Raw genomic sequence first — 25,511 nt, forward strand, 5'->3', positions numbered from 1 at the left:
TAACAGAATGCCAGAACAAGAAATGAAGCAGGACGAGCTCCAGCAACTGAAAGCGCGCGCCATCTCGCAGCCGCTGGTTGAGCACATCTACACGGCCGACCCATCGGCCCACGTATTCAACGGCCGCCTCTACGTCTACCCCTCGCACGACGTGGAAGCCGGCATCGCCTTCAACGACAACGGCGACCACTTCGCCATGGAAGACTACCGCGTCCTGTCGATGGACCGGCCCGGCGCCGCGACGGTGGACCACGGCGTGGCCCTGCACGTGAAAGACGTGCCGTGGGCAGAGCGCCAGATGTGGGCCCCGGACGCCGCCTTCAAGGACGGCAAATACTACCTCTACTTCCCGGCCAAGAAGGCCGACGGCATCTTCCAGATCGGCGTCGCCGTGGGCGATGACCCGGCCGGTCCCTTCGTGCCCGAAGCCGCGCCGATCGAAGGCAGCTACTCCATCGACCCCGCCGTGTTTGAAGACGGCGGCGAGCACTATATGTACTTCGGCGGCATCTGGGGCGGCCAGCTGCAGAAATACCGCGACAACGTCTACGGCGCCGCCAACGAAGAACCGGCCGACGGCCAGCCCGCGCTGCAAGCGCGCGTGGCCCGCCTGAGCACCGGCATGAAACAATTCGCCGAAGCCCCGCGCGCGGTCGTCATCCTCGACGAACACGGCAACGAGCTGCTGGCGGACGACCACGAGCGCCGCTACTTCGAAGGCCCGTGGATGCACAAGTACAAGGGCAAGTACTACTTCTCCTACTCCACCGGCGACACCCACTACCTGTGCTACGCCACCGGCGACAGCCCATACGGCCCCTTCACCTACCAGGGCCGCATCCTGGCGCCGGTGATCGGCTGGACCACGCATCACTCCATCTGCGAATTCGAAGGCCGCTGGTACTTGTTCTACCACGACAGCAGCCTGTCCGGCGGCGTCACCCACCTGCGCTCGGTCAAGATGACCGAGCTGCACTACGACGCCGACGGCAAGATCATCCCCATCTCTCCCTACGGCGCCTCCGCCTAACCCCGGACCACCGTAGCTTCCGCCCAGCCGGCCCCGCGCCCGCTGGGTTTTTTTTCGAAATGCGAAAATGGGGTCAGGGTTAATTATTTTGTCCCGGACAAAATAATTAACCCTGACCCCATTTTGGGGGAAAGAAAAGCCCGGCGGGCGGGAGCCGGCCGGGCGGGGATGGGGATGCGCGCTTAGAACGAGGTGCGCAGGGACATGGTGTAGCTGGCGCCCGGCTTGTACTCGTCGAAGATGGCGTTGCTGAACTGCGTGTAGGTCTGGCTGATGGCCTTGTTGGCGTTCCAGACGCTGAACGTGAGGTCGGTGTTGTAGCGGAAGTTGAACATCTGCTTCAGGTTCACGCCGACCGAGGCGTCCACCTGCGCGCGCTCGGTGGTGTAGGCGTAAGCGCCGCCCGGCACGTTCAGGCCGGTGCTGGTGTTGACCACGTGCGCCGCCGTGTACTGGCGCGCCACCCGCACGTTCAAGCCGTTACGCTCGTAGTACAGCGTGAGGTTGTTGGTGCGCGGCGGCACGCCGGCCACCGGCGGCGCGTTCTTGGCGGAGTCGGTCTGCTTGGCGTAGGTGAAGTTGGCCGTCAGCCCGAAGCCTTTCACCGGCAGCATGTCCAGCGGCTGCTGCCAGGTCAGCTCGACGCCGCGCACCTTGAGCTTGGTGTCGATGTTGAACGGCTCGGTGATTTCCACCAGGTGCTTGTCGCGCCCGCCGCTGGCGGTCACCGATTGCTGCTGCGCGTCCGTCAGGCCGATGGTGCCGAACATCTGGTCCAGCTGCGCCAGCGAGTAGGTGGTGATGCGCTGGCCCGGACGGCTGATGATGTCCTTGGCGAAGCCGCTGGCCGACACGTAGGATTCGCGCGTCATGTAGTATTCCAGCCCCACGTCCAGGTTCTCCGCTTCGAACGGCTTGAGCTTGGGATTGGTGACGCTGCCCTGGCGCGCGCCCTGGTCGCCCAGCGTGAGCTGGGTCTGGCGCAGGTCGGCCGGGCTGGCGCGCGTCATCGACTTGGAGCCGGAGGCGCGCAGGATCAGCTTGGGCGTGATGTTGTAGGCCAGCGTGGCCGATGGCAGCGTGTTGCCGTACTTGGTGGACTCGTAGGCCCAGACGCCGATGTTGTCGTACAGGCCGCCGTTCTGCAGGGTGGCGTTGCGCGGGTCGGCGCCCACGCTAAGCGCGCCGATGGTCTGCTTGGTCTCCGCGTAGCGCACGCCGGCGTTGTAGCGCAGGGTGCCGCCGAACAGCTCGGTGCGGCCGGTGGTTTCCACGTAGGCGGCGCTGACCACTTCGCGGATGTAGCCGCCGCTGCCGTTCTGGAAGCCCTTCTTGATGTTGTCGCGGAAGTACTGGTAGTCCGTCGCCTGCGCGAACTTCGGCCAGTCCAAAGTGATGAATCCGTTGCCGGAGGGCTTGGCGTAGCCGGTGACGGCGGCGTTGGGCACCACCGAACCGAGGTAGGTCAGCGGCGCGGCGCCGGCGGTGGAGCCGGTGCCGTAGCCCGGATAGGCGGTGGCCACGTCGGCGACGGCGCCCGGCGTGCTGCGGCCGTCGCAGCCCGGCGTGCGGATCTGCGTGTTCGGCTGGAAGAAGCGGTAGCTCATGTTGTTGCCGCAGGTGACGTTCATCCACGCGTCGGCCACCGAGTAGCTGCGGTAGCGGCGTTCGATGTCGTCCCACGAACCGCCCACCTTCACGCTGAAGTCGGAGTCGCCCCAGTTGACGTTCAGGCGCGAGCCCTTGGTCTTGTTGTTGCGCTCGTACAGGTCCATGCGCAGGCCGGACAGGCCCTGGCCGGCCTGGTACCAGCCGAAGTTGGCCGGGTCGTTCACGTCCAGGTTTCCGGTGTAGACCGGCGCGCGGCCGGGCTCGGTGTTGTCGTAGTTGATGACCGAGTTGGGCGATTTGGTGGCCAGAAGCACGGTCGGCATGTCGCGGAAGAAGGTGCTGTTGGTGGCGTTGAAGTGGGCGTCGATCAGCCACTTGTCGGCCGGACGGAATTCGAAGCCCGGGTTAATGCTGCGGAACTTGGTCTTCTCTTCCATCGGCCGGTATTCCAGCGACCAGAAGGTGTTGGCGAAAGTGGCCTTGGTGATGGTGCAGCCGATGGTGCAGTCGGTGCGGTCGAATTCCATGCCGATCGGGATTACCGTGTTGGCGCGGGTGCCGGCGTTCATGGCCTGGTAGGTCATCTTGTTGTTCTTCTGGGCGAACAGCGTGTCCAGGTAGATGTCCCACTTGTCGTTCGGCTGCCATTGCAGGCTGATGACTTCACCGGCGCGCTTGCGCTCGCCCTCGTACACCAGGTGGCGGCCCAGGCGGCCCATCAGGCCGTTGTCGATTTGCTGGATGGTGGCACCGGGGTTCAGCGCCAGCAGCATGGCGCGGTCGATCTGCTTGCCGGGCACCAGGATGGAGCGCGCGTAGGCCGGCAAGGCGTCCAGCGCCAGGCCGGACGGCACGGTGTCCGGGGTGGACTGCGAGCCGCCGCCGGTGCTGTTCGGATTGTCCGCGGCGGTGGCCTGGAAGCTTTTCAGCTGCAGGTTGCGCATGTCCACGGTCTGGAAGCCGTCGGTCTTGTATTCGGTGTTGCCCCAGGCGATACCGGCCAGCGCGCCGAACTTGCCGAAGCGGCTGTCGTTCCAGGTGTTGCTGACCAGGGCCGAGCCGGTGTGGCCGGTCTTGCTGTTTTGCTCGCGGTAGTTGCCGCTCAGGGTGAAGGCGGAGCGGAAGCCGGATTTGTCGAAGGGGCGCACGCTGCGCATGTTGACCGTGCCGGCGATGCCGCCTTCGATCAGGCTGGCCTGCTGGCTCTTGTACACGCTGGCGCTGCGGAACAGCTCCGACGGCAGGAAGTCCATGTCCACTTCGCGGTTGGCGCTGATGGAGCCACCCCAGCTGCCGGCCGACGCAGACGCCATCGGCGCGTTATTCAGCAGCACGCGCGTGAAGGCCGGGCCCATGCCGCGGATGGAGATGTTCAGGCCCTCGCCGTCGATCTCGGCGCGGCGCACGGTCACGCCGGGCACGCGCGCCAGGGCGTCGGCGATGTTAGGGTCGGGGAATTTGCCCATGTCCTCGGAGAACACGGTGTCGCTCAGGCCGATGTTGTCGCGCTTTTCCATCGCGGACAGGCCCAGCGAGCTGCGGTAGCCGCTGACGGTGACGACAGCCTTGTCGCCCGGCGATTTGGCGACGGCTTCAGGATTGGCGGATTGCGTGGTGGCTTGCGTGCTGCTTTGCGTGCTGCTTTGTGTGCTGGCAGGAGCCGGTGCCGGCTCCGTTTGTGCGTAGGCTGTGGAAATCAAACCCGCGAGGATGGTCATTACAAACACCTCTCCCCCCGAGCCAAAGCGCCGGACGGCGCCTCCCGATTGCTTGGTCATACCTGTCTCCTCTGTTGTGGCCTCTTGTGCCTTGGTTGTCTGCGCCTGGCGGCACATCAATCTTCTTATGTCAGGAAAAGCAAATTGTTGGTTGCGCAAACGCTCTTTGCGCCGTGTGGTGTCTGAGCCCTCCTTCGTTAAATTGCAATGGTAGGGATATTCAAATGAATAGCGCTACCATTTGATTGTGACCTTTTCAGCAACGCTGCGTCAACAACATCGTGTCCATGCGTTGTTACATGGACACGAAAACACTTAATTAACTGCTTGCAGCGTCACCGAAGCGCCCTGCAGCGATGCCGACTCGGCGCGCACGGTGATGGCGCCGGCCTGTCCCGGCTTGCCGCGGATGATGGCCAGCGCCAGGCCGTTGAAGGCCGGCCGCTGGGCCGAGGGAAAAGGCACGAAGCTGGTTGGGTCGCCGTTATCGGTGGCCACGATTTCGCCCGGCCCCTCGATGCTGAACGTCACCTGGTTCTTTGCCATCGGCACCGTGTTGCCGTCCTTGTCGGCCACGCGCAGCGTCACGAAGGACAGGTCCAGGCCATCGGCGCGGATCTGCCTGCGGTCCGGCGCCAGGTCCAGCCTGGCCGCGGCGCCCACGGTGCGCACGGTGGAGGCAGCCCACTCCTTTCCCTGCTTGTAGGCCACCACTTTCAGCTCGCCCGGCTCGTAGGTCACCAGGTCCCAGCGCAGGCGGTATTCAAACTCGCTGCGCTTCTTGCGGCCCTGGCTTTTGCCGTTCACGAACAGCTCGGCCTCGTCGCCGGAGGTGAACACGTGCACCGGCGTCACCTTGCCTTCGCGGCCGGGCCAGGTCCAGTGCGGCAGGATGTGCGCCAGCGGCAGCTCGGGCCGCCAGCGCGCCTGGTACAGGTAGTAGCGGTCCTTCTTGAAGCCCGCCAGGTCTATCATGCCGGAGTAGGAACTGCGGGAGGAATAGAACGGCGTGGGTTCGCCCAGGTAGTCCCAGCCGGACCAGACGAATTCGCCCGCCACGAAGGGATACTGGTCCTGCGCGGCCCAGGAGCGGTCCGCCGAGGTGCCGAAATCGGCCGCGTACAGTTCGTAGGCGCTGACCTGGCGCGTGGCGCAGTCGCCGCCCGCGTCGGGCCGCACCGGCGACGTCAGCGCGCCGGTGACGGGGAACTGGTACTCGCCCCGGCTGCTCAGCGCGGACGCGCTCTCGCTGCTGAAGATCACCTTGTCCGGGAAGCGCGCGCGGAATTCGGGGAAGCGGCCCGGGTTGGTGCGGATGCCGGCACCCTGGTAGTTCACGCTGATCATGTCCACCGTGGCGGGCAGCGGCATGTCGGCGCGGGCGAAGTTCATGGCCGTCATGGTGGGCCGGCTGGGGTCCTCCTCGTGCGCGATGGCGGTCAGGCGGCGGCCGATGGCGGCGCCCGCCTCGCCCGAGTACTGCTCGCCCACTTCGTTCCCTATGCTCCAGATCACCACCGAGGGATGGTTGCGGTCGCGGCGCAGCATGGCGCGCAGGTCCTGCTCGTGCCAGTCGGGGAAGATCAGGTGGGTGTCGAGCGCGGTCTTCTTGCGTTCCCATACGTCGAACACTTCGTCGATGACCACGATGCCCATGCGGTCGGTCAGCTCCAGCAGCTCCGGCGCGGGCGGGTTATGGCTCATGCGCAGCGCGTTGGTGCCCATCTCGGCCAGGATCTCCAGCTGCCGCTCGGCGGCGCGCACATTGAAGGCGGCGCCCAGCGCGCCCAGGTCGTGGTGGTTGTTCACACCCTTGAACGGGATATGCTCGCCGTTGACGAACATGCCCTTGTCGGGGTCCATGCGCACCTCGCGCACGCCGAACCGGGTTTCGTAGCTGTCCACTACCGTACCGCCGCGCTTGACCGTGGTCACGGCCACATAGCGGTTCGGGCGCTGGGTGGGCGGCGGTCCCCAGAGGCGCGGGTTGGCAATCGCCACCGAACCGCTGGCTTTGCCGCTCGCGCCGGCGGCCAGCTCGATGCGCGCGGGCGCAATCGAGGCGACCGCGCCGCCGCTCCTGGCGCCCTTCTCGTCCAGGCTGTAGATGGCGGTGGCCACTTCGACGCTGGCGGCGGCGCCCGAGTCGTTATCGACCGTCACGTCCAGGACCACGTCGGCGGAGGCCTTGCCGACCCTGGGGGTCTTCACGTGCGTGCCCCACTGGCCCACGTGCACCGGATCGGTCTTGGTCAGCCATACGTTGCGGTAGATGCCGCCGCCGGGGTACCAGCGCGATGATTCCGGCGGATTGTCGAGGCGGATCGCCAGCGTGTTGGCACCGCCCGGCACCACATAAGGCGTGAGGTCCACGCGCCACGAGTTGTAGCCGTAAGGCCAGCCGCCCACCAGTTTGCCGTTCAGCCAGACCGACGCATAGGACATGGCGCCTTCCACGTCCAGGAAGATGGAGCGCCCCTTGTCGGTAGCGGGTATGGCCAGCTGCTTGCGATACCAGCCTATGCCCCAGCTGGGCAGGCGGCCCACGCCGCCGTACGGCCCCTGCTCCAGGAAGGGGCCGGCGATGGCCCAGTCGTGCGGCAGGTTGACGCGCTTCCAGGCGCTGTCGTCGTAGCCGGCCTTCAGGTAGGGCACGTCCAGCCTGGGTTCCTCCGCAGGACGCTGGTGGCGACGCGCCGGGTCGCGGATGAAGGCATTGCCGGTGGGGAGTATCCATGGCTTGAGTACCGCCGCCTGCGCGGCGCCGGCCTTGACGGCGGCATCCGGCACCGCGTCCGCCGCCTTGCCGTCTTCGCTGGCCTTCACCTCCGGACGCACGTCGTAGCGCAGGGAGTCGGAGGTGCCCGCGGGGTCACCCATCTGGAAGCGCCATTCGGCGTTGATCAGCACGCGCTCGCGCGGGGTTGCGGCTGCGGCTGCGGCTGTGGAGAAGGCGGCGAGGCCTGCGCACAGCAGCATGCCGAGCGCTCTGTAATCGGGAATTGGTTTCATGTTTTCGGTCAGTCCGGGATAAAAAAAATCGCCGGGGCCACGAAACGGCACCCCGGCGAAAAGACCTTATGAGTTACGCGACCACCCAAATGAATGGGATAACAGGAAAAAGATAGCGCAACCATTTCAGTCTATTCCTTTGCAAGGCAGCTTGTCAAGGCGGATTGTTCAATATGCGCGTGCAGGCGGCCGGACACGCGGCGGCGCATCCGACTGGCGGCGGACCAGTGTGAAGCCGATCGACAGCTGCTCGGCGGGGCTGGGCAGGTTGCTGCGCAGGGCCTGCACCTGGCGCACCAGGCACTGCACCGCCGCTTCGGCCATGGCCGCCGTGGGCTGGCGCACGGTGGTCAGGGCCGGCCAGATGGTCATGGCCAGCGCGGTATCATCGAAGCCGGTGACGGTCAGGTCGCCTGGCACGTCCAGCCGCAGCCGGTGCGCCACCGCCACCGCCGCTGCCGCCATGTCGTCATTGCTGGCGAAGATGGCGGTCGGCCTGTCACGCAGCGCGAGCAGCTGTTCGGCCGCGTCCAGGCCGGAACGGTAGTTGAACAGGCCGGGCACCACCAGCTCCGGCGCCGGCTGCCCGCCGAAATCGCGCAGCGCGGCCTGGTAGCCGGCCAGGCGCAGCGCGCTGCAGGACTGGGCCGGATTGCCCATCACAAAACCGATACGCTCGTGGCCCAGTTCGATCAGGTGGCGCGTCATCTCATACGCCGCCGCATGCTCGTCTATGCCGATGGCGCTCACCCGGCTGTCCGGCTGGCCGCAGGCCACCACCACCAGCGGCACGCCGGACTTGACCAGCAGGTCCACGATCGGCGACCGGTCACACAGCGGCGGCGGCAGGATGATGCCATCCAGGTTGCAGTCCACCAGGCGCTGCGCTTGCACCAGCGACTGCTCGCCCTCCCCGCACTGTTCCACCAGCAGCTGCACATTATTCAGGCTGGCCTGGCTGAGCAGGCCAAGCAGGAACTCCGCCAGGTAGGCGCCGCTCGGTTTGCTGTACAGGAAACCGAGACGTATCGGCTTCAGGCCGGCGATGGTGCGGGCCTCGGGGTTGGGCGCGTAGTTCAGCGCCGCCACCGCCTCGGCGACTTTCTTGCGCGTGCTGTTGCGCACGATGTCTTTGCCGTTCATGACCCGCGATACTGTCATAGGCGACACGCCGGCCAGCTTGGCAACGTCGATCATATTGGGGCTGCGTTTGGAATCCGGGTGCATTCAGACTGATACTCGCGAAAATGGTTGATACAACATGATAAGCCGAAATAAAATAGATTGCGCTACCATAACCAACATAAACCCACATAAACCAACAAAAACACCAACGAGGAGACACATGACTACCCGACGCCACACCCTGCACCTGCTCGGCGCCGCCGCCGGCGCCCTGCTGCTGCCTTCCGCAGCGCGGTCCGCCGTTGCATCGCCTGCCCAGGAACCGCTGAAAACCATCGCCGCTAAAAAAGGCATGCGCTTCGGGAATGCGCTGGGCAAGGTGGGCGGCCCCGCCTACCGCGAACTCATGGCCCGCGAATGCAATATGATCGTAGCCGAGAACGAGACCAAATGGCCAGCTTTGCAGCCGCGCCCGGGCGCGCACCAGTTCGCGGTGCCGGACGAGATGTTCGCCTGGGCCAAAAAGGAAGGCATGGCGATACGCGGCCATACGCTGGTCTGGCAGTCGCCGAAATGGCTGCCGGACTGGGTGAACGCCTACGACTTCGGCGCCCAGCCCAGGCAGGCCGCCGAACGGCTGCTGGGCGAGCACGTGAAGGCCGTGTGCAGCCACTTCGGCAAGGACATCATCAGCTACGACGTGGTGAACGAAGCAGTCGATCCCGCCACCGGGGCCTTGATCGAGAACGTGTTGAGCCAGCGCCTGGGCGCGCTCGACGAAATCGACCTGGCCTTCCGCCTGGCGCACGAGCACGCGCCGCATGCGCAACTGGTCTACAACGACTACATGAATCCCGGCGCCGGCAGCGCAAAGCACCGCGCGGGCGTGCTCAAGCTGCTGGCCGACTTGCGCAAGCGCGGCACGCCGGTGCACGCGCTCGGCTTGCAGAGCCACATCGGCGACGCGCTGCCGCCTGCCGACACAGCCGCCAGCAGCGAATGGCGCAAGTTCCTCGATGAAGTGACGGGGATGGGCTACGACCTGCTGATCACGGAGTTCGATGTGAACGACCGCAAGCTGCCGCTCGATTTCGCCCAGCGCGACGCCGGCGTGGCGGCACTGGCACGCGACTACCTGGACCTGACGCTGAGCTATCCGCGCTGCCGCGACTTCCTGTTGTGGGGCATGGCGGACCATGTAAACTGGCTGCAGACCTGGAAGGAAGCCGCGCGCCCCGACGGCAAGCCGCAGCGCCCCGCGCCCTTCGACAGCCAGCTGCGCCCCAAGCCGCTGCGCGAAGCCATCGCCAAGTCGCTGCGCGACATGCCGCAGCGCGCGGCCTGACGCTAGCCGGGCGGCGCCTCTGCGCGGGTGAACTCGAAGCTGTCCACGTCGAGGTAGCCCGCGCCGGGCCGGGGGTTGTAGCAGAACAGCGCGAACTGCTGTCCCTGGAAAGTCCCGGTGCGCCAGTCGTAGCCCAGCTTGAAGCTGCCGCCCAGTCCCTGCCACTGCATGCCGTCCACGCTGTAAGCCAGTTCCGCCAGATTCGTCTTGAAGTCCATGTCCGTGCGCAGGAAGATCTTGCGCGCGGTGATGGGCAGCGACGGGACGCGTACCTCGGCCTTCCTGCCGTCCACCGTATCCTCGATCACTTCCATGCGCAGCGACAGTGCGCCGGCCGCGCCGCCCACCACGGCGATATGCCCGTTGTATTTGCCCAGCGTGCCAAAGCCGCACACGTCGCCCTCCTTCACGTTGGCCAGGTCCAGCGCCGCCACGCCACGGCTCCATGGGCCCTGCCCTTTCTGCGTCAGCGTATTACGCGCCGTCCAGAACTCGGCGGCCTCGGTTGGCTTCAGGCGCAGGAAGCCCGGCCGCTCCGTTAGCGACCAGCGGCTGTCGACAGGATTGTGGTTCCACTGCCACTGCAGCCCCAGCGCAGGCACGCTGAAATCGTCCGACGCCGCCAGCGCCGCCGCCGGCTTGCCCTGTATCGGCTTGACCGCCACCGCAGGCACGCGCCCCGGCGCTTCCTTCGTGCCCCACACCGGCCAATCATCCTCCCAGAACACCGGGCTGATATTGGTCATGCGCCCGACCGGCCCCGCGTCCACCATCACGAAGCCGTACCAGCCGCCGTCCGGCAGGTCCACGATGGCGCCCTGGTGGCCGCCGCTGCGGTCGTCGATCTGCGGCCGCGTTTCCCATGGGCCGTACAGGCTCTTCGCGCGCGAGACGACCAGCGCCAGTTTGCCCGGCAGCGCGTTGAACAGGTAGTAGTAGCCGCCGCGCTTGACCAGCTTCGAGCCCTCGGCGCCCTTGTAGTAATGGATCTTGCGCGCATCCGCCACCCTGGAATAATCCGCGCTCAGCGCCAGCAGGGTCACCGTGCCGTCCCAGCCGCCGGAGGTGGCGATGTACGCCTTGCCGTCCGGCTCGAAGAACAGCGCCGGGTCGAAAGCCGGGCGGTCCAGCGTGTGGTAAGCCCACGGACCCTTGATGTCCTTGCTGTAGTAGATGCGCGTGTTCTGGTTCACGGGGGTGACGGCCACATAGAACATGCCGGCATGATGGCGCAGGCTGGCCGCGAACATGCCGTGGCGGTAGGCGCCGCCCTGTTTCAAGTCGAAACGCTCGTCGCCGTCCAGGCGCGGCACCAGGTGCGAGACGAAAGACCAGTTCACCAGGTCTTTCGAATGCAGCAGCGTCAGGCCCGGGCTGTTGGCGAAGGTGGTGCTGATGAAGTAGAAATCCTCGCCCACGCGGATGATGTCCGGGTCCGGATAGTCGGCATACAGCGGCGGATTGGCGTAACTGCCATTGCCCAGATCGGCGGCGGCTGCCGGCGCGCAGCCGGCGCCCGCCGCATACAGCACTGCCAGCCATGCGGCAGCGGCGCTGCGGCAAAGTCGATTCATCATGTCTCCTGTTGACGTCTTGTGCCGATTGCGGCAGGATGCTTATGGTAGCGCTATTCATTATGCAACACGACATGGTAGATATCAACAAATGAGACAACAATACCTGGCGGCCATCGTAGCCGCCGCGCTGACGGGCACCTCTGCCGGCGCAGCGGAAGCCCGCTTTGAGCGCTTCAGCTACGAGGGCCACGCGCAGGAGACGGCGCAGCCCGCGGCCAACGAATTCCGCAACCCCATCCTGTCCGGCTACTACCCGGACCCTTCGGTCACCCGCGTGGGCGAGGACTATTACCTGATCAACTCCAGCTTCACGCACTACCCCGGCCTGCCGGTGTTCCATTCGCGCGACCTGGTGAGCTGGAAGCAGATCGGCAACGCTATCAGCCGGCCCGGCCAGTTCAGCTTCCAGGGCCTGCGCTCCTCGCGCGGCATCTACGCGCCGGACATCTCGTACAACAACGGCGTGTTCTACATCGTCACTACCTGCGTGGACTGCGGCGGCAATGTGGTGATGACGGCCACCGACCCGGCCGGCCCATGGTCCGATCCCAAGCCCGTGAAATTCGGCGGCATCGACCCGTCCATCTTCTGGGACACGGACGGCAAGGCCTATATGGTGAACAATGGCGACCCGATCGAGAAGCCGCGCTACGACGGCCACCGCGCCATCTGGGTGCAGGAGTTCGATCCGAAAACGCTATCCATGGTGGGCGAGCGCACCCTCCTTGTGAACGGCGGCGTCGACATCTCGGCCAAGCCGATCTGGATCGAAGGCCCGCACCTGCTCAAGCGCGGCGAGTACTACTACCTCATTGCTGCCGAAGGCGGCACCGGGGACCAGCATTCGCAGGTGGTGTTCCGTTCCACCAGCGTGCGCGGCCCCTTCGTGCCGTTCGAGCACAATCCCATCCTCAGCCAGCGTACGCTGGACGGCAAGCGCACCAACCCGGTCACGTCGGCCGGCCACGCGAAGTTCGTGCAGACTCAGAACGGCGACTGGTGGGCCACCTTCCTGGCCACCCGCCCTTACGGCCCGGACCTGTACAACATCGGCCGCGAAACCTTTTTGCTGCCGGTGACGTGGCAGGACGGCTGGCCGACGATACTGGAAGCCGGCAAGCGCATTCCGTTCACCGCGCCCAGGCCGAATATCCCCGGCCCGCCTGCCGGGACCAGCCCGGTGCAGGCCTTCACGGGCGACATCCGCTACACCGACGAGTTCACCGGCAGCGCCTTATCCGACCAATGGATAGGCGTGCGCACGCCCGCCGTACCGTTCTACAGACTGGAAAAAGGCCAGCTGGTGCTGGCGCCAGGCGGACAACTGGGCGACCTGGCAAGCACGCCGTCCTTCATCGGCCGCCGGCAGCAGCACCACAACGCCCGCATCTCCACCACGGTGAGCTACCGCCCCGAGCATGACGGCGACCGCGCCGGCCTGCTGGCCTACCAGAGCGACGAGTCGCACCTGTTCTACGGCATCAGCAGGATCGCGGGCAAGAACGTGGTGGCCCTGTACACGCGGGCCAAATCGAAAGAGGATGTGCTGGTGGCCAGCGCGCCGCTCGCGGGCGACACCGCGACACTGACCATGCAGGCGGACGGCGCGACCATGGCCTTCAGCTACACGGTGCAAGGCAAGACCGCAACGCTGGCGGACAAGGTGGACGCCACCCTGCTGTCCACCCGGAAGGCAGGCGGTTTCGTGGGCACCGTGATCGGCCCTTATACCTGGCAGGCAAAGGGCAACTGAGAAAGAGCGTCAGCAAGCGGCTGCGGCATCAAAGCCGCAAACCGCACCGCCATGGCCGCCCTCACGGGCGGCCATGCGCCGCTCAGAACTTGGTGCGCACGCCCAGCACGATATTGCGGCCCGGCAGAGGCGCAATATCCTTCAGCACCGAGGTGGACATGCGGATGTCGTTGTTCAGCAGGTTCTTCGCCAGCACGAACCACGTCACGTCCTGGCCGCCCAGCTTCCGGGTGTAGGAAAAGTTGGCGTTCAGCTGGTTGTAGGACGAAGTAGGCGTAGTCTCGAACGACGCCAGGCGGTCCTGGCCGTTCGCATGCACCAGCGACAGCCCGCCGCGCCAGGCGCCTTCGCGGTATCCCACGCTGGCGCCGACACGGGTGGCCGGCTGCAGCGGCAGGCTGCCGGCATTGTCCAGCGTGCCCTTCGACGTGTCCGCGAACAAGCGCCCCGACCAGCCCGCGCCTTGCGCGTTGTAGGTGATCTCGGCCTCCGCGCCCTTGATGGTGGCGTTGGCCTGCTCGAAGATGCGCTCGCGCAGTTCGTCGCCCGGGTTGCCTTCCTCGTCCAGCAGATTGCCCGTGATATGGCCGTAGATGAAATCGCGCACCTTGTTGCGGTAGACATTGGCCTTCCAGCGCACCAGCCCCGTGGTCTTCTGCACGCTCAGTTCAATATTGCGCGAGGCTTCCTTCTTGAAGTCAGGATTGCCGACGTCGAACGTGACGGTGGCATCGTGCGGGCCGCCGGAGTACAGCTCTTCGGTGGCAGGCGCCCGCTCGGCGTACGAGAAGGTGGCGCCCGCGCCGTAGCCCGGCATGAAGGTCCACAGCGTGCCGACCGAGCCGGAAGCCAGGTTGAAGGAGCGGTCCAGTCCCGTGACCGGCTTGCGCTTCACCGATTCCACGCGCGCGCCGCCGCTGAGCAGGAAGTCGCCCACCTTGGCTTCCTCCACCAGGAAGGCGGCGCGGGAGGTGGAGTGCGTCACCGGCACGGTGTCCGCCGCGCCTTCCGGGCTGAGCGCCGAGAAGTGCGTATTCTCGGTCTGGACGCCGAAGGTGCCGCGCATGCCGGCGATGGGGTTGTGCGCCAGTTCGGCGCGCGTTTCCAGCGAGCGGTTGTTGAAGATCACGACAGGCGCGTTCTCTTCATCCAGCTCCGCGTGCTCGTACGAGGTGTAGCCGGCCTTGAACTTGAAGCTCTCGAAACCGTCGAAGGGCTTGCGCACCAGGCTGTCGATGTCGTAGCGGGTCTGCTTCTGGTCGATCTTCGAGCCCTCGTCGCTCGGGATGCCGTACACATTGTCCAGGTGCGACACGGACGCGCCCACGAAGCCCCAGTCGGCGATATAGGAGCCGCCCAGGCCGGCGTTGCGTTCGCGCGTGCCCGAATGCGGCAGGCGGCCGGAAGCCGAATCGGGGTCGTTGACCACGCGGTTTTCCGGAATCTTGTAGTCGTCCGCATTACGCAGGTTGCCGTCCACGTGCAGGGCGAACTGGCCTACCGCCCCGTCCACGGTGCCGGACAGGTTCTTGCCGCTGTCCACGCTGCTGTAGCGCGCCTCCACCTGGCCGGTGGGCTTCTTCTCGAGCGCGGTCGGGATGCGTTCGTTGACCACGTTCACCAGGCCGCCGATGGCGCCGGAGCCGTACAGCAGCGCCGCCGGTCCGCGCAGGATTTCGACCTGGCGCGCCACCGCGCCTTCGGCCGCCACCGCGTGGTCGTTCGACAGGCCGGAGACGTCGGACACGGCCATGCCGTTCTCCAGCATCTTGACGCGGGCACCTTCCAGCCCACGGATGATGGGGCGCGAAGCGCCGGCGCCGAAGGCCGAGGCGGATACGCCCAGTTCCTGCGACAGCGTATCGCCCAGCGAGCTGCCCATCTTGTCGCGCAGCTCGTCGCCGGCCAGCACTTTGGCGGGGGTCAGGATCTGGTCGCCCTCGGCGGTCTTGAACGGGCTGGCGGTCACCAGCACTTTGGGAATGGCGGCATCGCTGGACTGGGCAAAAGCGGCGGACGAAACGGCGGACAGGACCGCCGCAGCGATCAGGGTACGGGTGAAAATCATATGAACCTCAAAACAAAAAAGACGTAACACGGATGCGCGCCTTCCTGGCGCGCATGCCTGGCTGGATCGGTTTTTTTGTCAGAGGACCGGGGGTGCCCGGGATTGGAATACCACCGTGGCGAAGCGCTCGCGCACCTGCAGGAACAGCAGCGCGGCCAGCACGGCCCGGCTGTCGGGCGCTTCGAAACGCAGCGGCGGGCTGGAAACGGCGAAAGCCAGTTCCGCGGCGCTCACGCACTGCAGGCAGATGTGATCGACCAGCGTGGTTTCCGGCGCAGCGCCGGTCTGCGTGCGCACCTCGCCGCTGAGCGCCTTTTGCATCGGCGCCCAATGCGTATAGCCGTGCGACAGCGCCACCTGTTGCGACATCAGCAACAGGTAGGCAATCAGCAGGGGCAGCATGCGGCGTAACACGTCTGGAATCTTGTGGGGATGAAAACGACGTATTCTAACCGCGATTTTCCATTCTTCCTACTGCCTTCCGGCTGCCTTCCTGCCGCCGCCGCAATTTCCCGCCGCGCCGGGCCGCCAAACACGAACTTTGTGGAATAGCGCACAGAACGCCTCGCGGGCAAACCGCACCATGGCACCTTTCCACCGCTGGACTAGGAAAGGAAGCGATATGGACAAGGAACAACCCGACAAAGCGCGGCGCGTCGTGCTCGGCGGCGCGGCTGCCGGACTGCTGGGCGCGGCCATGGCGCCGGCAGCGGCGCAACCGGCCGGCGCGGCCGGCCAGGCGCCGATGGCCGTCCCCGTGTATCCCGAACCGCCATTCCCCAAGCAGCAGCAACCCTGGCCCGGCCTGGCCAGCAAGATGACGCCCCGCCCCGACCATGGCGAGACCAGCTACCGGGGTTCCGGGCGCCTCAAGGGCCGCAAGGCATTGATCACCGGCGGCGACTCCGGCATCGGCCGCGCGGCAGCCATCGCCTACGCGCGCGAGGGTGCGGACGTGGCCATCAATTACTTGCCGGCCGAGGAGCCCGATGCGCGCGAGGTGGTGCAATTGATCCGCGCCGAGGGCCGCAAGGCGGTCGCCATCCCGGGCGACATCAAGGACGAGGCGTTCTGCAAAAAGCTGGTGGCGGACGCGGCGCGCGAGCTCGGCGGGCTGGACATCCTGGTCAACAACGCGGCGCGCCAGATTTCCGCCGCTTCGCTGCTCGACATCAGCACCGCGCAGTTCGACGAAACCTTCAAGACCAATGTCTACGCCATGTTCTGGATCACGAAGGCGGCCCTGCCCCTGCTCAAGCGCGGCGCCGCCATCATCAACACCGCTTCGGTGACAGCCTACGATCCCGGCGAAAACCTGGTCGACTATTCCGCCACCAAGGGCGCCATTATGGTCTTCACCAAGGGGCTGGCCAAGCAGCTGGCGCCCAAGGGTATCCGCGTGAACGCGGTGGCGCCGGGGCCGTTCTGGACGGCGCTGCAGGTGACGGGCGGCCAGCCGCCCGACAAGCTGCCCGAATTCGGCAAGGACACGCCGATGGGCCGCCCGGGCCAGCCGGCCGAACTGGCGGGCATCTATGTGCTGCTGGCGTCGAACGAAGCGAGCTATTCCACCGGCCAGGTGTTCGCCGCCGTCGGCGGGCGCGGCGGGCCGTGAAGGCCGCAAAGCCTGGAACTGTCCACCTATGTGCGTTATCGCACAGAACACCGGTGCCGGCCCGGCTATAGTGATGCCCCTAAAATATGGAGCACACATGGCGGAAAATTTAGTCGATTTGTTTCAGCGGGACCGCTCTCGTATCCACGTGGACAAAGAGTGGGAAGTCGCCTACTGGAGCAAAAAACTCGGCGTGCCGAAGGAAACCCTCGTCGAGATCGTCAACGAGGTTGGCCCGGTGGTCGAAAACGTGGTGAAAAAGATCAAGAGCCTGCACTAGCGCTGGCAGCGGCGCCCTGGCGCGCCAGCCAGCGCTCCACCGCCGCTTCCAGTACGCTGAGCGGCACGGAGCCGTGCGACAGCACTTCGTCGTGGAAGGCGCGCAGGTCGAACTTCGCGCCCAGCTGCTTTTCCGCGCGCGCGCGCAGTTCGCGCAGCTTCAGTTCGCCGATCTTGTAGCTCAGCGCCTGGCCCGGCGCGGCGATATAGCGCTCCACTTCCTGCACCGCCACCACTTCGTTCTGCGGCACGTTCTCGATGAAGTAGGCGATGGCCTGCTCGCGCGTCCAGCCCTTGGCGTGGATGCCGGTGTCGACCACCAGGCGCACCGCGCGCCAGATCTCGGCCGACAGACGGCCGCACCACTGCCATGGATCGTCGTACAAGCCCATTTCCTGGCCCAGCATCTCGCTGTACAGGCCCCAGCCTTCGCTGAACGCGCCGGTGCCCTCGTTGCGGCGGAAGGCCGGGAAGCCGGTCTGCTCCTTGGCCAGGCTGATCTCGAAGTGGTGCCCCGGAATCGCCTCGTGCAGGAAGAAGGCCACGGTGGTGAAGCGGGTGCGCGTTTCAGGCTTGTAGGCGTTGTAGTAGAAGATGCCGGGACGGGAGCCGTCCGGCAGGCCCGGGTAGTACTGCGCCGGCGCCGCGCTCACCTCGCGGAATGATTCCACCGGGCGCACTTCGAACGGCGTCTTGGGAATCTTGCCGAAGAACTGCGGCGTCTTCGCTTCCACGCGCGGACGCAGGCTTTCGTAGGCGGCCTGGATCTGTTCGCGGGTGCCGAAGCGCTGCTCCGGCGCCGTGTTCAGGTGCACGAAGAACTCCTTCAGCGTGCCCTTGAAGCCCACGCGCTCCTTGGCCTGCTCGAACAGCGCGCGAATGCGCGCCACTTCGTTCAGGCCGATGGTGTGGATCTCGTCCGCGCTCAGGGCCGTGGTGGTGGAGCTGCGCACCTTGGCGTCGTACCATGCCTTCCCTTCCGGCAGCGCGCCCAGGCCGACCGTCTCGCGGCTGGCCGGCAGGTAGGTGTCGCGCATGAAGGCCAGCAAGCGCTGGTAGGCAGGCGCGATCTGCTCGCCCACCAGTTTCGAATAGGCGGCTGTCAGGCGGGCCTTGTCGGCCTCGCTGAAGTCTTGCGGGTACTGGCGCGCCGGCGCCATGTAGACGCTCTTGTCCAGGTCGGAGGTGCCGAGGTTCTCCAGCTGCGGCAAGATCTGTTTGGTGACGATCTTGGGCTGCACCACGCCGCGCGCCATGCCGGCGCGCATGTCCGCGATCATGGCGTCCACCGCCGGCGCGAAGCTGGCGGCGCGCGCCAGCCAGTTTTCATAATCCTTGACCGTGGCGAAGGGCTGCGCCAGCTTGCCGGAACCCAGCTGCGCAAACAGCAGGTGCAGGCTGAAGGTCTGGTTGATGGGGATGAGCTGCGACGGGAAGCGCATCTCGTCCAGCGACTGCTGCAGCTTGTAGCGCAGGAGGTCGTAGCTGATGCGGTCTTCCTCGCCCAGTTTGGACGGATCGTACTCGGAGGTGCGGGCCAGATATTTGTCCGCCAGGCGCTTGCGCTCGGCCAGCGACTCTTTCGACGTGACTGGCCCGAAGCGATCGTTGAAGCGGTTGTCGCCGTTGAAGGTGGCGGAAATCGGATTGGCCTTTGAATACTCTTCCCAGTATTCCGCGTAGAGCTTGTTCATCTGTTCCGGCGTGGCCGGCTTGGCGGGAGACACAGCATGTGCGGCGCCCGGGGCGAAGGCCAGCATGCCCAGGCTGAAGACGAGACGGGAGAGCGAAGTTTTCATAGGATCGGCATATAGAAGTAGCTGAGCCGTCTATATTTGCACGTTGACATGGTTCTGTCACCTCCCAACAACCTGCACGCGCGCAGCTGCCACTATTTCGGTTGACTTTACGCGGCGTTCATTTATCATCGCTAAATCGTTACAGTAAAACGTTTTACCTGATGCGGGCAGCAAGAACCGGCACAGTTACAAACTTGACGTATATTTTTTTGCGGCGCTACTGTAACGTTACAGTAAATCGATACAGTTCTGACTTATAAAACCGATAACGGAGACAAAAGATGACTGGTAAAGAGTGGCAGGCCGCCAGGCGGCCCCGCCCCACCCCGATCGCCGCCGCGGTCGCGCTGCTGATGCTGGGGCTGGCCCCGGCGCAAGCGCAGCAAGCCCCGGCAGCCCCGCCTGCCGGCGAACTGAAACTGGAAACCGTGGTGGTGTCGGCCAACCGCCGCATCGAAAAGCTGGAGGACGTGCCGCAGTCCATCACGGTGCTGGGCGAGGAGTACATGCAGCGCAATAACGTGCGCGAGTTTAACGACATCGTCAACCTGTCGCCCGCCCTGTCGATTTCGGTCGGCACCCAGGTGGGCACCAACAGCATCAATATGCGCGGCATCGGCACCACCTCCAACAACCTGGGCATCGAGGGCGACATCGCCATCATCATCGACGACCTGCCCTACGCACTGGCCCAGCAGGCGTTCAAGGACCAGGCCGACGTGGCGCGGGTGGAAGTGCTGAAAGGCCCGCAAAGCACCATGTTCGGCAAGAGCGCCATCGCCGGCGCCGTGGTGGTGACCACCAAGCCGATAGGCGCGGGGCCGATGAAAACCAATGTCAGCCTGTTCAAGTCCAGCGACGACGAGTACCGCGCCTCGGCCGCCCTCAGCGGCCGCCTGTCCGACGACGTGGCCATGCGCCTGTTCGCCAGCAAGACCAACTTCCCCGGCCTGCTCAACAACCTGACCACGGGCCGTAAGCAGAACGGCTCCGGCGGCAAAAGCTTCGTCACGAAATTCATGTGGAAGGTGAACCGCGACCTGGACGTGCTGGTCACGCCGCACTACGACCACTCGCTCTCCACCGGCAACACCGCCGCCATCACCTCTATCGATCCCGGCGTGGGCTACCTGTACAACAAGAACTACACGGCACTGTCGAACACCGAGGTCCTGCGCGGCATCAACGTAAGCCCCTTCAACCGCGACATCCGCAACGACTCGCCCACCGGCCTGGAGTCCACCAACCGCGGCCTGGGCGTGCGCATCAACTACCAGTTCGCCGACAGCTCGCCGCTACGCGGCCATGCGCTGACGTCGATTTCCTCGGTGGTCAAGAACCTGTCCAACGACTTTCGCGACAACGACAACATCGACCTGATCTCCACCTTTTACCAGGTGAACCACCAGGGCAAGCCTTCCGGCATCGCCGATCCGCCGGAGATCAACGGCACCAGCGACAGCAAGACCTCCACCCAGGAGTTCCGCCTGACGTCGCCGGACGAGGGTACGTTCCGCTATATCGCCGGCCTCTGGATCGCGCGCAACAGCCTGGACCGCACCTACTATCGCGGCAACCCGTTCGTGAAGGAGACCAACTTCACCAACTACGAAACCACCTCGTCCAACCTGAACCGCGCCATCTACGGCAACAGCACCTGGGACTTTGCGCCGCGCCAGAAGCTCACCACCGGCTTGCGCGTGAACCGCGAATCGAACAACTATACCTTCCACACCATCGACAGCCTGTCGTCGAGCGCGCCGAACAATGTGCACACCGGGGAAAACTTCTACCGCGCGCCGCAGCACGACGAAACCGGCGTGACCGGCAAGCTGGCCTACAGCTTCCACTTCACGCCGGACGTCATGGCCTACGGCTCGGCCGCCACCGGCCGCAAGGGCGTGGCTTACGACATGACCAGCGGCGCCAACAACGTCAACGTGTTCAAGCGCCTGCCGCTGGCGGCGGAGACGGCGGACAGTTTCGAGCTGGGCTTCAAGGCCAACCTGTGGAACAACCGCGCCACCTTCAACGCTGCCGCCTTCCGCACCCGCTTCCACGACTACCAGACCTCGGCCACCGAGCGCTTCTCGGACGGCAGCCAGGCCAGTGTGCTGTACAGCATACCGGCGCTGCAGACCAGGGGCATCGAAGCCGATACCACGCTGTTGCTCACGCGCGAGCTGCAGCTGAACGCCAGCCTGGCCTTCACCCGCGCCACCATCCTGGACTGGCGCCAGGGCCCATGCTACAGCGGCGCCAAGGACTGCACCGTGCCCAACGAACTGGTGCCGGGCGCCTTCCTGCGCGACGCCAGCGGCGGCACCATGCCCAACGCGCCGAAGTGGAAGCTGAGCATGGGCGCGGACTACCGCGTGCCGCAGGGCTGGCTGCCGTTCAAGACCTCCTTCAACGTGCAATGGCGCACCCAGTCCCGCGTGCAGGGCGCGATCAGCCAGGACCCGAGTTTGAACCGTCCCGGCTATGGTATCGTTGACCTGGGAGCATCCATGTCGGACGACAAAGGCAAGTACAAGCTCTCGATAGGCATCAAGAACGTGGCCGACCATCACTACGCGTCGGGCAACGTCGGTTCCTTCCTGAACTTCAAGCGCGCATCCGGTCCGGACATCAAGTCCCTGGGCTGGCAGCCGGCCCGCGACGCGTTCCGCTACGCGACCATCCGCCTGGACGCGGCATTCTAAAAACACCAAGGAAACCATGAGCGAACCCAAAATTCAGGACGTGGCCCGCCTCGCCGGCGTCTCCACCTCCAGCATCTCGAATTTTCTGAACAACCGGATGGGCCAGATGCGGCCGGACACCCAGCGCAAGATCCAGCAGGCGATCGAGCAGCTGGGCTACCGGCCCAACAGCGCGGCGCGCCAGCTCAAGACCGGCGTGGCAGCCATGGTCGGCCTGCTGGTGCCCTCGCTGGCCAACCAGTTTTTCGGTTCGCTCGCCTGCGCCGTGGAAGCGGCGGCGGCCCGCCACCATTGCCACGTGATGACCTTCAGCACCTTCCGCGACCCGGCCCGGGAACGCGCGGTGATGGCGGACCTGCTGTCCTACGGCGTGCAGGGCATCATCACCGGCTCGGCCCTGAGCGACACCGACCACCTGGCGGCCATGACGGCGCGCTGCCCGGTGGTGGCGTTCGACATCAAGCGCTCGGACGAGCGGCACGACCGCATCACCACCATCTCGGTGGACAATGCGGCCGCCACGGCGATGGCGGTGGCGCACCTGGCGGCGCTGGGGCACCGCTCCATCGCGCTGGTGACGCCGCCGCCGTACACGCTGAACCGCCAGGAACGCGTGAGCGGCTTTGAGCAGGCAGTGGCGCAGGCCGGTATCAGCGGCGGGCTGGTGATCGCCGACGCCACCGACGCCCCCAGCGATCCGCACGGCGACACCCAGCTGTTCGAGCTGGGCCGCAGCGCGGCGGCGCGCCTGCTGGCGGCGCCCGGCAAGCCGACGGCGGCCATCGCCATCAACGACATGATGGCCATCGGCATCGGCATCGGCCTGAAGCAGCTGGGCAAGCGCATACCGGAAGACTTTTCACTGATCGGCATCGACGACATCTTCTTCTCGGCCGCGCACGACCCGCCGCTGACCACCTTGCGCCAGCCCATCCAGGCCATGGCCGATGCGGCGGTGCAGCGCATCCTGGCGCCGTCCGCCGCGCCGGACGGACAGCTGTTCGCGCCGGAACTGATCGTCAGGGCGTCCACCGCGGCGCCGAAAAAATAACATCATCCAACTGGAGACACACATGACGGAACTGAATGCAAAAGAACTGAACGGCAAGCGCGCCCTGGTCATGGGCGGCGCATCGGGCATCGGCAAGGCCACCTCGCTGGCGCTGGCGCAAGCCGGCGCGGACGTGGTGCTGACCTATTGGAGCAGCGCCGGCGAAGCCAATGACGTGGTGGCGCAGATCCGCGCCATGGGCCGCCGCGCCCAGGCCATCAAGGCAGACCTGACCGATGCGGCCGTGGCCGAGCAGGTGTACGCGGAAGCCGAAGGCGCTATCGGCGAGATCGACGTGCTGTTTGCAAACATCGGCGGCCTGATCCAGCGCTGCCGCGTGGTGGACATGCCGCTGTCGCTGTGGAACGAGGCCATGGACCTCAACCTCACCAGCACCTTCCTGATCTGCCAGGCCGCGCTCAAGCGCATGGAGCCGCGCAAGCAGGGCGTGATTGTCACCATGTCCTCGCTGGCCGCCTTCGACGGCGGCGGTCCGGGCTCGGCGCACTACGCCGCGTCCAAGGCGGCGGTGGCCACTTTCACGCGCGCGCTGGCCAAGGAAGTCGGCCCGCTCGGCATCCGGGTCAACGGGGTCTCGCCCGGGCTGATCGCCACCCGTTTCCACGACACCTTCAATACGCCGGCCAACCGCCAGGCCATCGCCGAGCGCACGCCGGCCCGCCGCGAGGGCGAACCGGAGGACGTGGCCAACGTGGTGGTATTCCTCGCATCCGAACGCGCCGCCTTCCTGGCCGGCGAGATCATTCAGGTCAACGGCGGCCTCGGCCTCTACTGATCCGCCAGGGAGACTCCATGAAAATGCACTACACACGGCGCCGTTTCCTCGGCACCGCCGCCCTGGCCTTGCCCGCGCTCGGCGTAACGACCCCGCCGGCGTCCGCCCAGGATGCGCGCGAAGCCCTCGGCACCAGGCAGGGCCCGGCCAGCTTCGGCGGCATGCACCCCTTGCAAACGCTGATGGAACAGCATCCGGCGCCGCTGCGCCCCGAGCTGCACGGCGTGCACCCGCGCGTGTTCACCACGGCGGCGGGCCTGGAGCAGCTGCGCGGCCGCGCGCGCGGCAGCCACCGCGCCATCTGGCAGAAGGCACTGGCCGGCCTGGTGGCCATGCGCGACGAACCGGAAGCCTCGCCGGCGCAGACGCGCCGCGCCCAGAACACCGTCGGCATCGGCATGGTGGGCGCCGCGCTGGCCTACCGGATCGAAGGCGACCGGCGCTACCTGGAACGGGCCAGGGTCTATATGGACGCCGCCGTCAGCTATCCCGTATGGGGCTACACCTACAGCAAGCCGGACATCGACCTGGCGGCAGGCCACCTGCTGTACGGCCTCGGTACGGCCTACGACCTACTGTTCGACGCGCTGACCGTGGAGGAACGTACGCGCTACCGCGAAAAGCTGGTGCGGCAGGCGCGCATCCTGGCGGCGCACTTCATGCCCGCGCCGGGCAAGTCCTATTCGTACAGCCAGAACCACTGCTTCATCCCAATCGCCGGCCTGGCCGTTGCAGCTTACGCGGTGTTCGACGAAGTGCCGGAAGCTGCCAGCTGGGCCGCCCTGTCGCGCGCCATCTTCACCCGCGTGCTGGCGGTGGCCTCGCCGGACGGCTATTTCTACGAAGGGGTGGAGTACTGGATCTTCTCCATGCCGTGGATTATCCACGCGCTCGACGCCTTCGCCCACGCCGCGGGCGACGATATGTACGACCTGCCCGCACTGCGCAAGTCGCACCTCTACATGGCGCACTCCATCACGCCCAACGGCCAGGACATCTTCGACTTCGGCGACGCCTTCGAAGGCCCGGTCACGCGTTCGCGCGTCGGCCACGAGCCGGACCGCACCCACCCGGGCGGCAAGCTGCACTCGAACTACAACCTCCTGTACCGCCTGGCGCAGCGCTTCGGCAACGCCGAGGCTCAGGGCGTGGCGGCGTGGATGCAGTCGCTCGGCCACGTGTGCGCGGAAGACTTCTGGTCCCTGCAATGGTACGACGACAAGCTGGCCGCCGCGCCGATGGCCGCCATCGCGCCGCACCACCACTTCGACGACCTGGGCACGGTCTACTGGCGCAGCGACTGGAGCGGCAAGGCCACAGCCTTCGCCTTCCGCGCTGGCCCGCCCGAGGGCCACCACGCGGCCACGCTGATCAGGCAGATGCCGGACTGGCACCTGTCCATGGGCCACTCGCATCCGGACGCGGGCAGCTTCATCCTGTACGGCGGCGGCAGCTATCTCACCGGGCCGAAAGGCTATGCCGGCATCCCGAGCAGCAAGATCAGCAACACCCTGCTGGTGGACGGCCAGGGCCAGGCCAACGAGGGCGGCGGGCATGACGCCTTTGCCGGCTATCCGTATGCGCGGCTGGACAGCATCCGCATCACCAAGCTGACGCTGGGGCGCGACCATGCCGACATCGTGGCCGACCTGACCGGCGCCTACCGCCCCGAGCTGGGCGTTGAAAAACTGGAGCGCCGCTTCAGTTTCGCGCGCGGCGCCTGGACCACCAGCGACACACTGCGCGCCAGCAAACCCGTGGTGCTGACCGCCCAGGTGCACGGCGACCGCGACATCAAGCAGCTGGGCGAGCGCAGTTTCCTCGTCGAAGGCCAGCCGGCGGCGCTGACCGTGGAGGCGCGCACCAGGGCCGTCAAGGCCGTGGTGGAACCCGGCATGGTGGTCTCCGCCGGGCCGCCGGGCAATGTGGACAAGGGGCCCAGGCAGCAACGCGGCAACGTGCTGCGCATGTCGCTCCCTGCCGGCAGGCAGGCCACGCTGGTCACCGGCATGAAGTTCTGATCGGGC

Annotated in this window: 16 protein-coding genes; 9 read left to right on the forward strand and 7 right to left on the reverse strand. The window is 66.1% G+C overall.

Annotated features, from left to right (window positions below; all coding sequences use genetic code 11):
* Positions 1–7 precede the first annotated feature (7 nt).
* A complete protein-coding gene (locus ASC94_RS02730) occupies positions 8–1,030 on the forward strand; it encodes a glycoside hydrolase family 43 protein (RefSeq protein WP_056390371.1) in 1,023 nt (340 codons plus the stop codon).
* 182 nt (positions 1,031–1,212) lie between these two features.
* Here the strand turns inward: ASC94_RS02730 and ASC94_RS02735 are convergent, their stop codons facing one another.
* The 3 genes from ASC94_RS02735 to ASC94_RS02745 all read right to left on the reverse strand — a co-directional run bounded on the left by ASC94_RS02735 (position 1,213) and on the right by ASC94_RS02745 (position 8,568).
* Complete coding sequence (locus tag ASC94_RS02735; RefSeq protein WP_056390374.1) at positions 1,213–4,359, reverse strand: TonB-dependent receptor; 3,147 nt, start codon at positions 4,357–4,359, stop codon at positions 1,213–1,215.
* A gap of 315 nt (positions 4,360–4,674) precedes the next feature.
* Positions 4,675–7,371, reverse strand: a complete 2,697-nt coding sequence (gene galB, locus ASC94_RS02740) for a beta-galactosidase GalB (protein WP_200955526.1) — start codon at positions 7,369–7,371, stop codon at positions 4,675–4,677.
* Positions 7,372–7,539: 168 nt separating this feature from the next.
* Positions 7,540–8,568, reverse strand: a complete 1,029-nt coding sequence (locus ASC94_RS02745) for a LacI family DNA-binding transcriptional regulator (protein ID WP_229417148.1) — start codon at positions 8,566–8,568, stop codon at positions 7,540–7,542.
* Between the two features lie 148 nt (positions 8,569–8,716).
* Between ASC94_RS02745 and ASC94_RS02750 the strand changes: the two genes are divergently transcribed.
* A complete protein-coding gene (locus ASC94_RS02750; RefSeq protein WP_056390384.1) occupies positions 8,717–9,841 on the forward strand; it encodes an endo-1,4-beta-xylanase in 1,125 nt (374 codons plus the stop codon).
* A gap of 2 nt (positions 9,842–9,843) precedes the next feature.
* On the opposite strand, the gene ASC94_RS02755 is transcribed toward ASC94_RS02750, so the two are convergent.
* A complete protein-coding gene (locus ASC94_RS02755) occupies positions 9,844–11,418 on the reverse strand; it encodes a glycoside hydrolase 43 family protein (protein WP_200955527.1) in 1,575 nt (524 codons plus the stop codon).
* Positions 11,419–11,506: 88 nt separating this feature from the next.
* Here ASC94_RS02755 and ASC94_RS02760 point away from each other — a divergent pair, with 88 nt between their 5' ends.
* Complete coding sequence (locus ASC94_RS02760; RefSeq protein ID WP_056390389.1) at positions 11,507–13,171, forward strand: glycoside hydrolase family 43 protein; 1,665 nt, start codon at positions 11,507–11,509, stop codon at positions 13,169–13,171.
* An 82-nt stretch (positions 13,172–13,253) separates the two neighbouring features.
* Here ASC94_RS02760 and ASC94_RS02765 read toward each other — a convergent pair whose 3' ends face one another.
* Positions 13,254–15,239, reverse strand: coding sequence for a TonB-dependent receptor (locus ASC94_RS02765; protein ID WP_056390392.1), 1,986 nt, complete (start codon positions 15,237–15,239; stop codon positions 13,254–13,256).
* Positions 15,240–15,317: 78 nt separating this feature from the next.
* Positions 15,318–15,641, reverse strand: a complete 324-nt coding sequence (locus ASC94_RS02770) for a hypothetical protein (protein ID WP_056390394.1) — start codon at positions 15,639–15,641, stop codon at positions 15,318–15,320.
* A gap of 220 nt (positions 15,642–15,861) precedes the next feature.
* Between ASC94_RS02770 and ASC94_RS02775 the strand changes: the two genes are divergently transcribed.
* Together ASC94_RS02775 and ASC94_RS02780 are read left to right on the forward strand one after the other, a co-directional pair.
* Positions 15,862–16,854, forward strand: coding sequence for an SDR family oxidoreductase (locus tag ASC94_RS02775; RefSeq protein ID WP_056390396.1), 993 nt, complete (start codon positions 15,862–15,864; stop codon positions 16,852–16,854).
* 97 nt (positions 16,855–16,951) lie between these two features.
* Positions 16,952–17,134 (forward strand): DUF3606 domain-containing protein, encoded by a 183-nt coding sequence (locus ASC94_RS02780; RefSeq protein WP_056390400.1) that lies wholly within the window; start codon positions 16,952–16,954, stop codon positions 17,132–17,134.
* Here the strand turns inward: ASC94_RS02780 and ASC94_RS02785 are convergent.
* A complete protein-coding gene (locus ASC94_RS02785) occupies positions 17,118–18,932 on the reverse strand; it encodes a DUF885 family protein (protein WP_082616075.1) in 1,815 nt (604 codons plus the stop codon). The two genes, ASC94_RS02780 and ASC94_RS02785, sit on opposite strands and share 17 nt — an antisense overlap.
* Positions 18,933–19,213: 281 nt before the next feature.
* Here ASC94_RS02785 and ASC94_RS02790 point away from each other — a divergent pair, with 281 nt between their 5' ends.
* From ASC94_RS02790 to ASC94_RS02805, 4 genes are read left to right on the forward strand one after another with little or no spacing between them, the layout of a single operon-like run.
* On the forward strand, positions 19,214–21,637 hold the full coding sequence (locus ASC94_RS02790) for a TonB-dependent receptor (RefSeq protein WP_056390407.1): 2,424 nt from the start codon (positions 19,214–19,216) through the stop codon (positions 21,635–21,637).
* Positions 21,638–21,653: 16 nt separating this feature from the next.
* Positions 21,654–22,688: a LacI family DNA-binding transcriptional regulator gene (locus ASC94_RS02795; RefSeq protein WP_056390410.1), complete on the forward strand. Its 1,035-nt coding sequence runs from the start codon at positions 21,654–21,656 to the stop codon at positions 22,686–22,688.
* A gap of 22 nt (positions 22,689–22,710) precedes the next feature.
* The gene (locus tag ASC94_RS02800) at positions 22,711–23,484 is read left to right on the forward strand and encodes an SDR family NAD(P)-dependent oxidoreductase (RefSeq protein ID WP_157201255.1); all 774 of its coding nucleotides are present in this window, start codon (positions 22,711–22,713) and stop codon (positions 23,482–23,484) included.
* A 17-nt stretch (positions 23,485–23,501) separates the two neighbouring features.
* Complete coding sequence (locus ASC94_RS02805; RefSeq protein ID WP_056390412.1) at positions 23,502–25,505, forward strand: DUF4962 domain-containing protein; 2,004 nt, start codon at positions 23,502–23,504, stop codon at positions 25,503–25,505.
* Positions 25,506–25,511: the final 6 nt, after the last annotated feature.

Origin of the sequence: Massilia sp. Root418 (assembly GCF_001425265.1) — a bacterium.
In the GTDB taxonomy this organism is placed as follows: domain Bacteria; phylum Pseudomonadota; class Gammaproteobacteria; order Burkholderiales; family Burkholderiaceae_D; genus Rugamonas.

Coding starts and splice junctions, on each gene's coding strand:
- ASC94_RS02730 (WP_056390371.1), top strand. CDS start 8: ATGCCAGAACAAGAAATGAAGCAGGACGAGCTCCAGCAACTGAAAGCG.
- ASC94_RS02735 (WP_056390374.1), bottom strand. CDS start 4,359: ATGACCATCCTCGCGGGTTTGATTTCCACAGCCTACGCACAAACGGAG.
- galB (WP_200955526.1), bottom strand. CDS start 7,371: ATGAAACCAATTCCCGATTACAGAGCGCTCGGCATGCTGCTGTGCGCA.
- ASC94_RS02745 (WP_229417148.1), bottom strand. CDS start 8,568: ATGATCGACGTTGCCAAGCTGGCCGGCGTGTCGCCTATGACAGTATCG.
- ASC94_RS02750 (WP_056390384.1), top strand. CDS start 8,717: ATGACTACCCGACGCCACACCCTGCACCTGCTCGGCGCCGCCGCCGGC.
- ASC94_RS02755 (WP_200955527.1), bottom strand. CDS start 11,418: ATGATGAATCGACTTTGCCGCAGCGCCGCTGCCGCATGGCTGGCAGTG.
- ASC94_RS02760 (WP_056390389.1), top strand. CDS start 11,507: ATGAGACAACAATACCTGGCGGCCATCGTAGCCGCCGCGCTGACGGGC.
- ASC94_RS02765 (WP_056390392.1), bottom strand. CDS start 15,239: ATGATTTTCACCCGTACCCTGATCGCTGCGGCGGTCCTGTCCGCCGTT.
- ASC94_RS02770 (WP_056390394.1), bottom strand. CDS start 15,641: ATGCTGCCCCTGCTGATTGCCTACCTGTTGCTGATGTCGCAACAGGTG.
- ASC94_RS02775 (WP_056390396.1), top strand. CDS start 15,862: ATGGACAAGGAACAACCCGACAAAGCGCGGCGCGTCGTGCTCGGCGGC.
- ASC94_RS02780 (WP_056390400.1), top strand. CDS start 16,952: ATGGCGGAAAATTTAGTCGATTTGTTTCAGCGGGACCGCTCTCGTATC.
- ASC94_RS02785 (WP_082616075.1), bottom strand. CDS start 18,932: ATGAAAACTTCGCTCTCCCGTCTCGTCTTCAGCCTGGGCATGCTGGCC.
- ASC94_RS02790 (WP_056390407.1), top strand. CDS start 19,214: ATGACTGGTAAAGAGTGGCAGGCCGCCAGGCGGCCCCGCCCCACCCCG.
- ASC94_RS02795 (WP_056390410.1), top strand. CDS start 21,654: ATGAGCGAACCCAAAATTCAGGACGTGGCCCGCCTCGCCGGCGTCTCC.
- ASC94_RS02800 (WP_157201255.1), top strand. CDS start 22,711: ATGACGGAACTGAATGCAAAAGAACTGAACGGCAAGCGCGCCCTGGTC.
- ASC94_RS02805 (WP_056390412.1), top strand. CDS start 23,502: ATGAAAATGCACTACACACGGCGCCGTTTCCTCGGCACCGCCGCCCTG.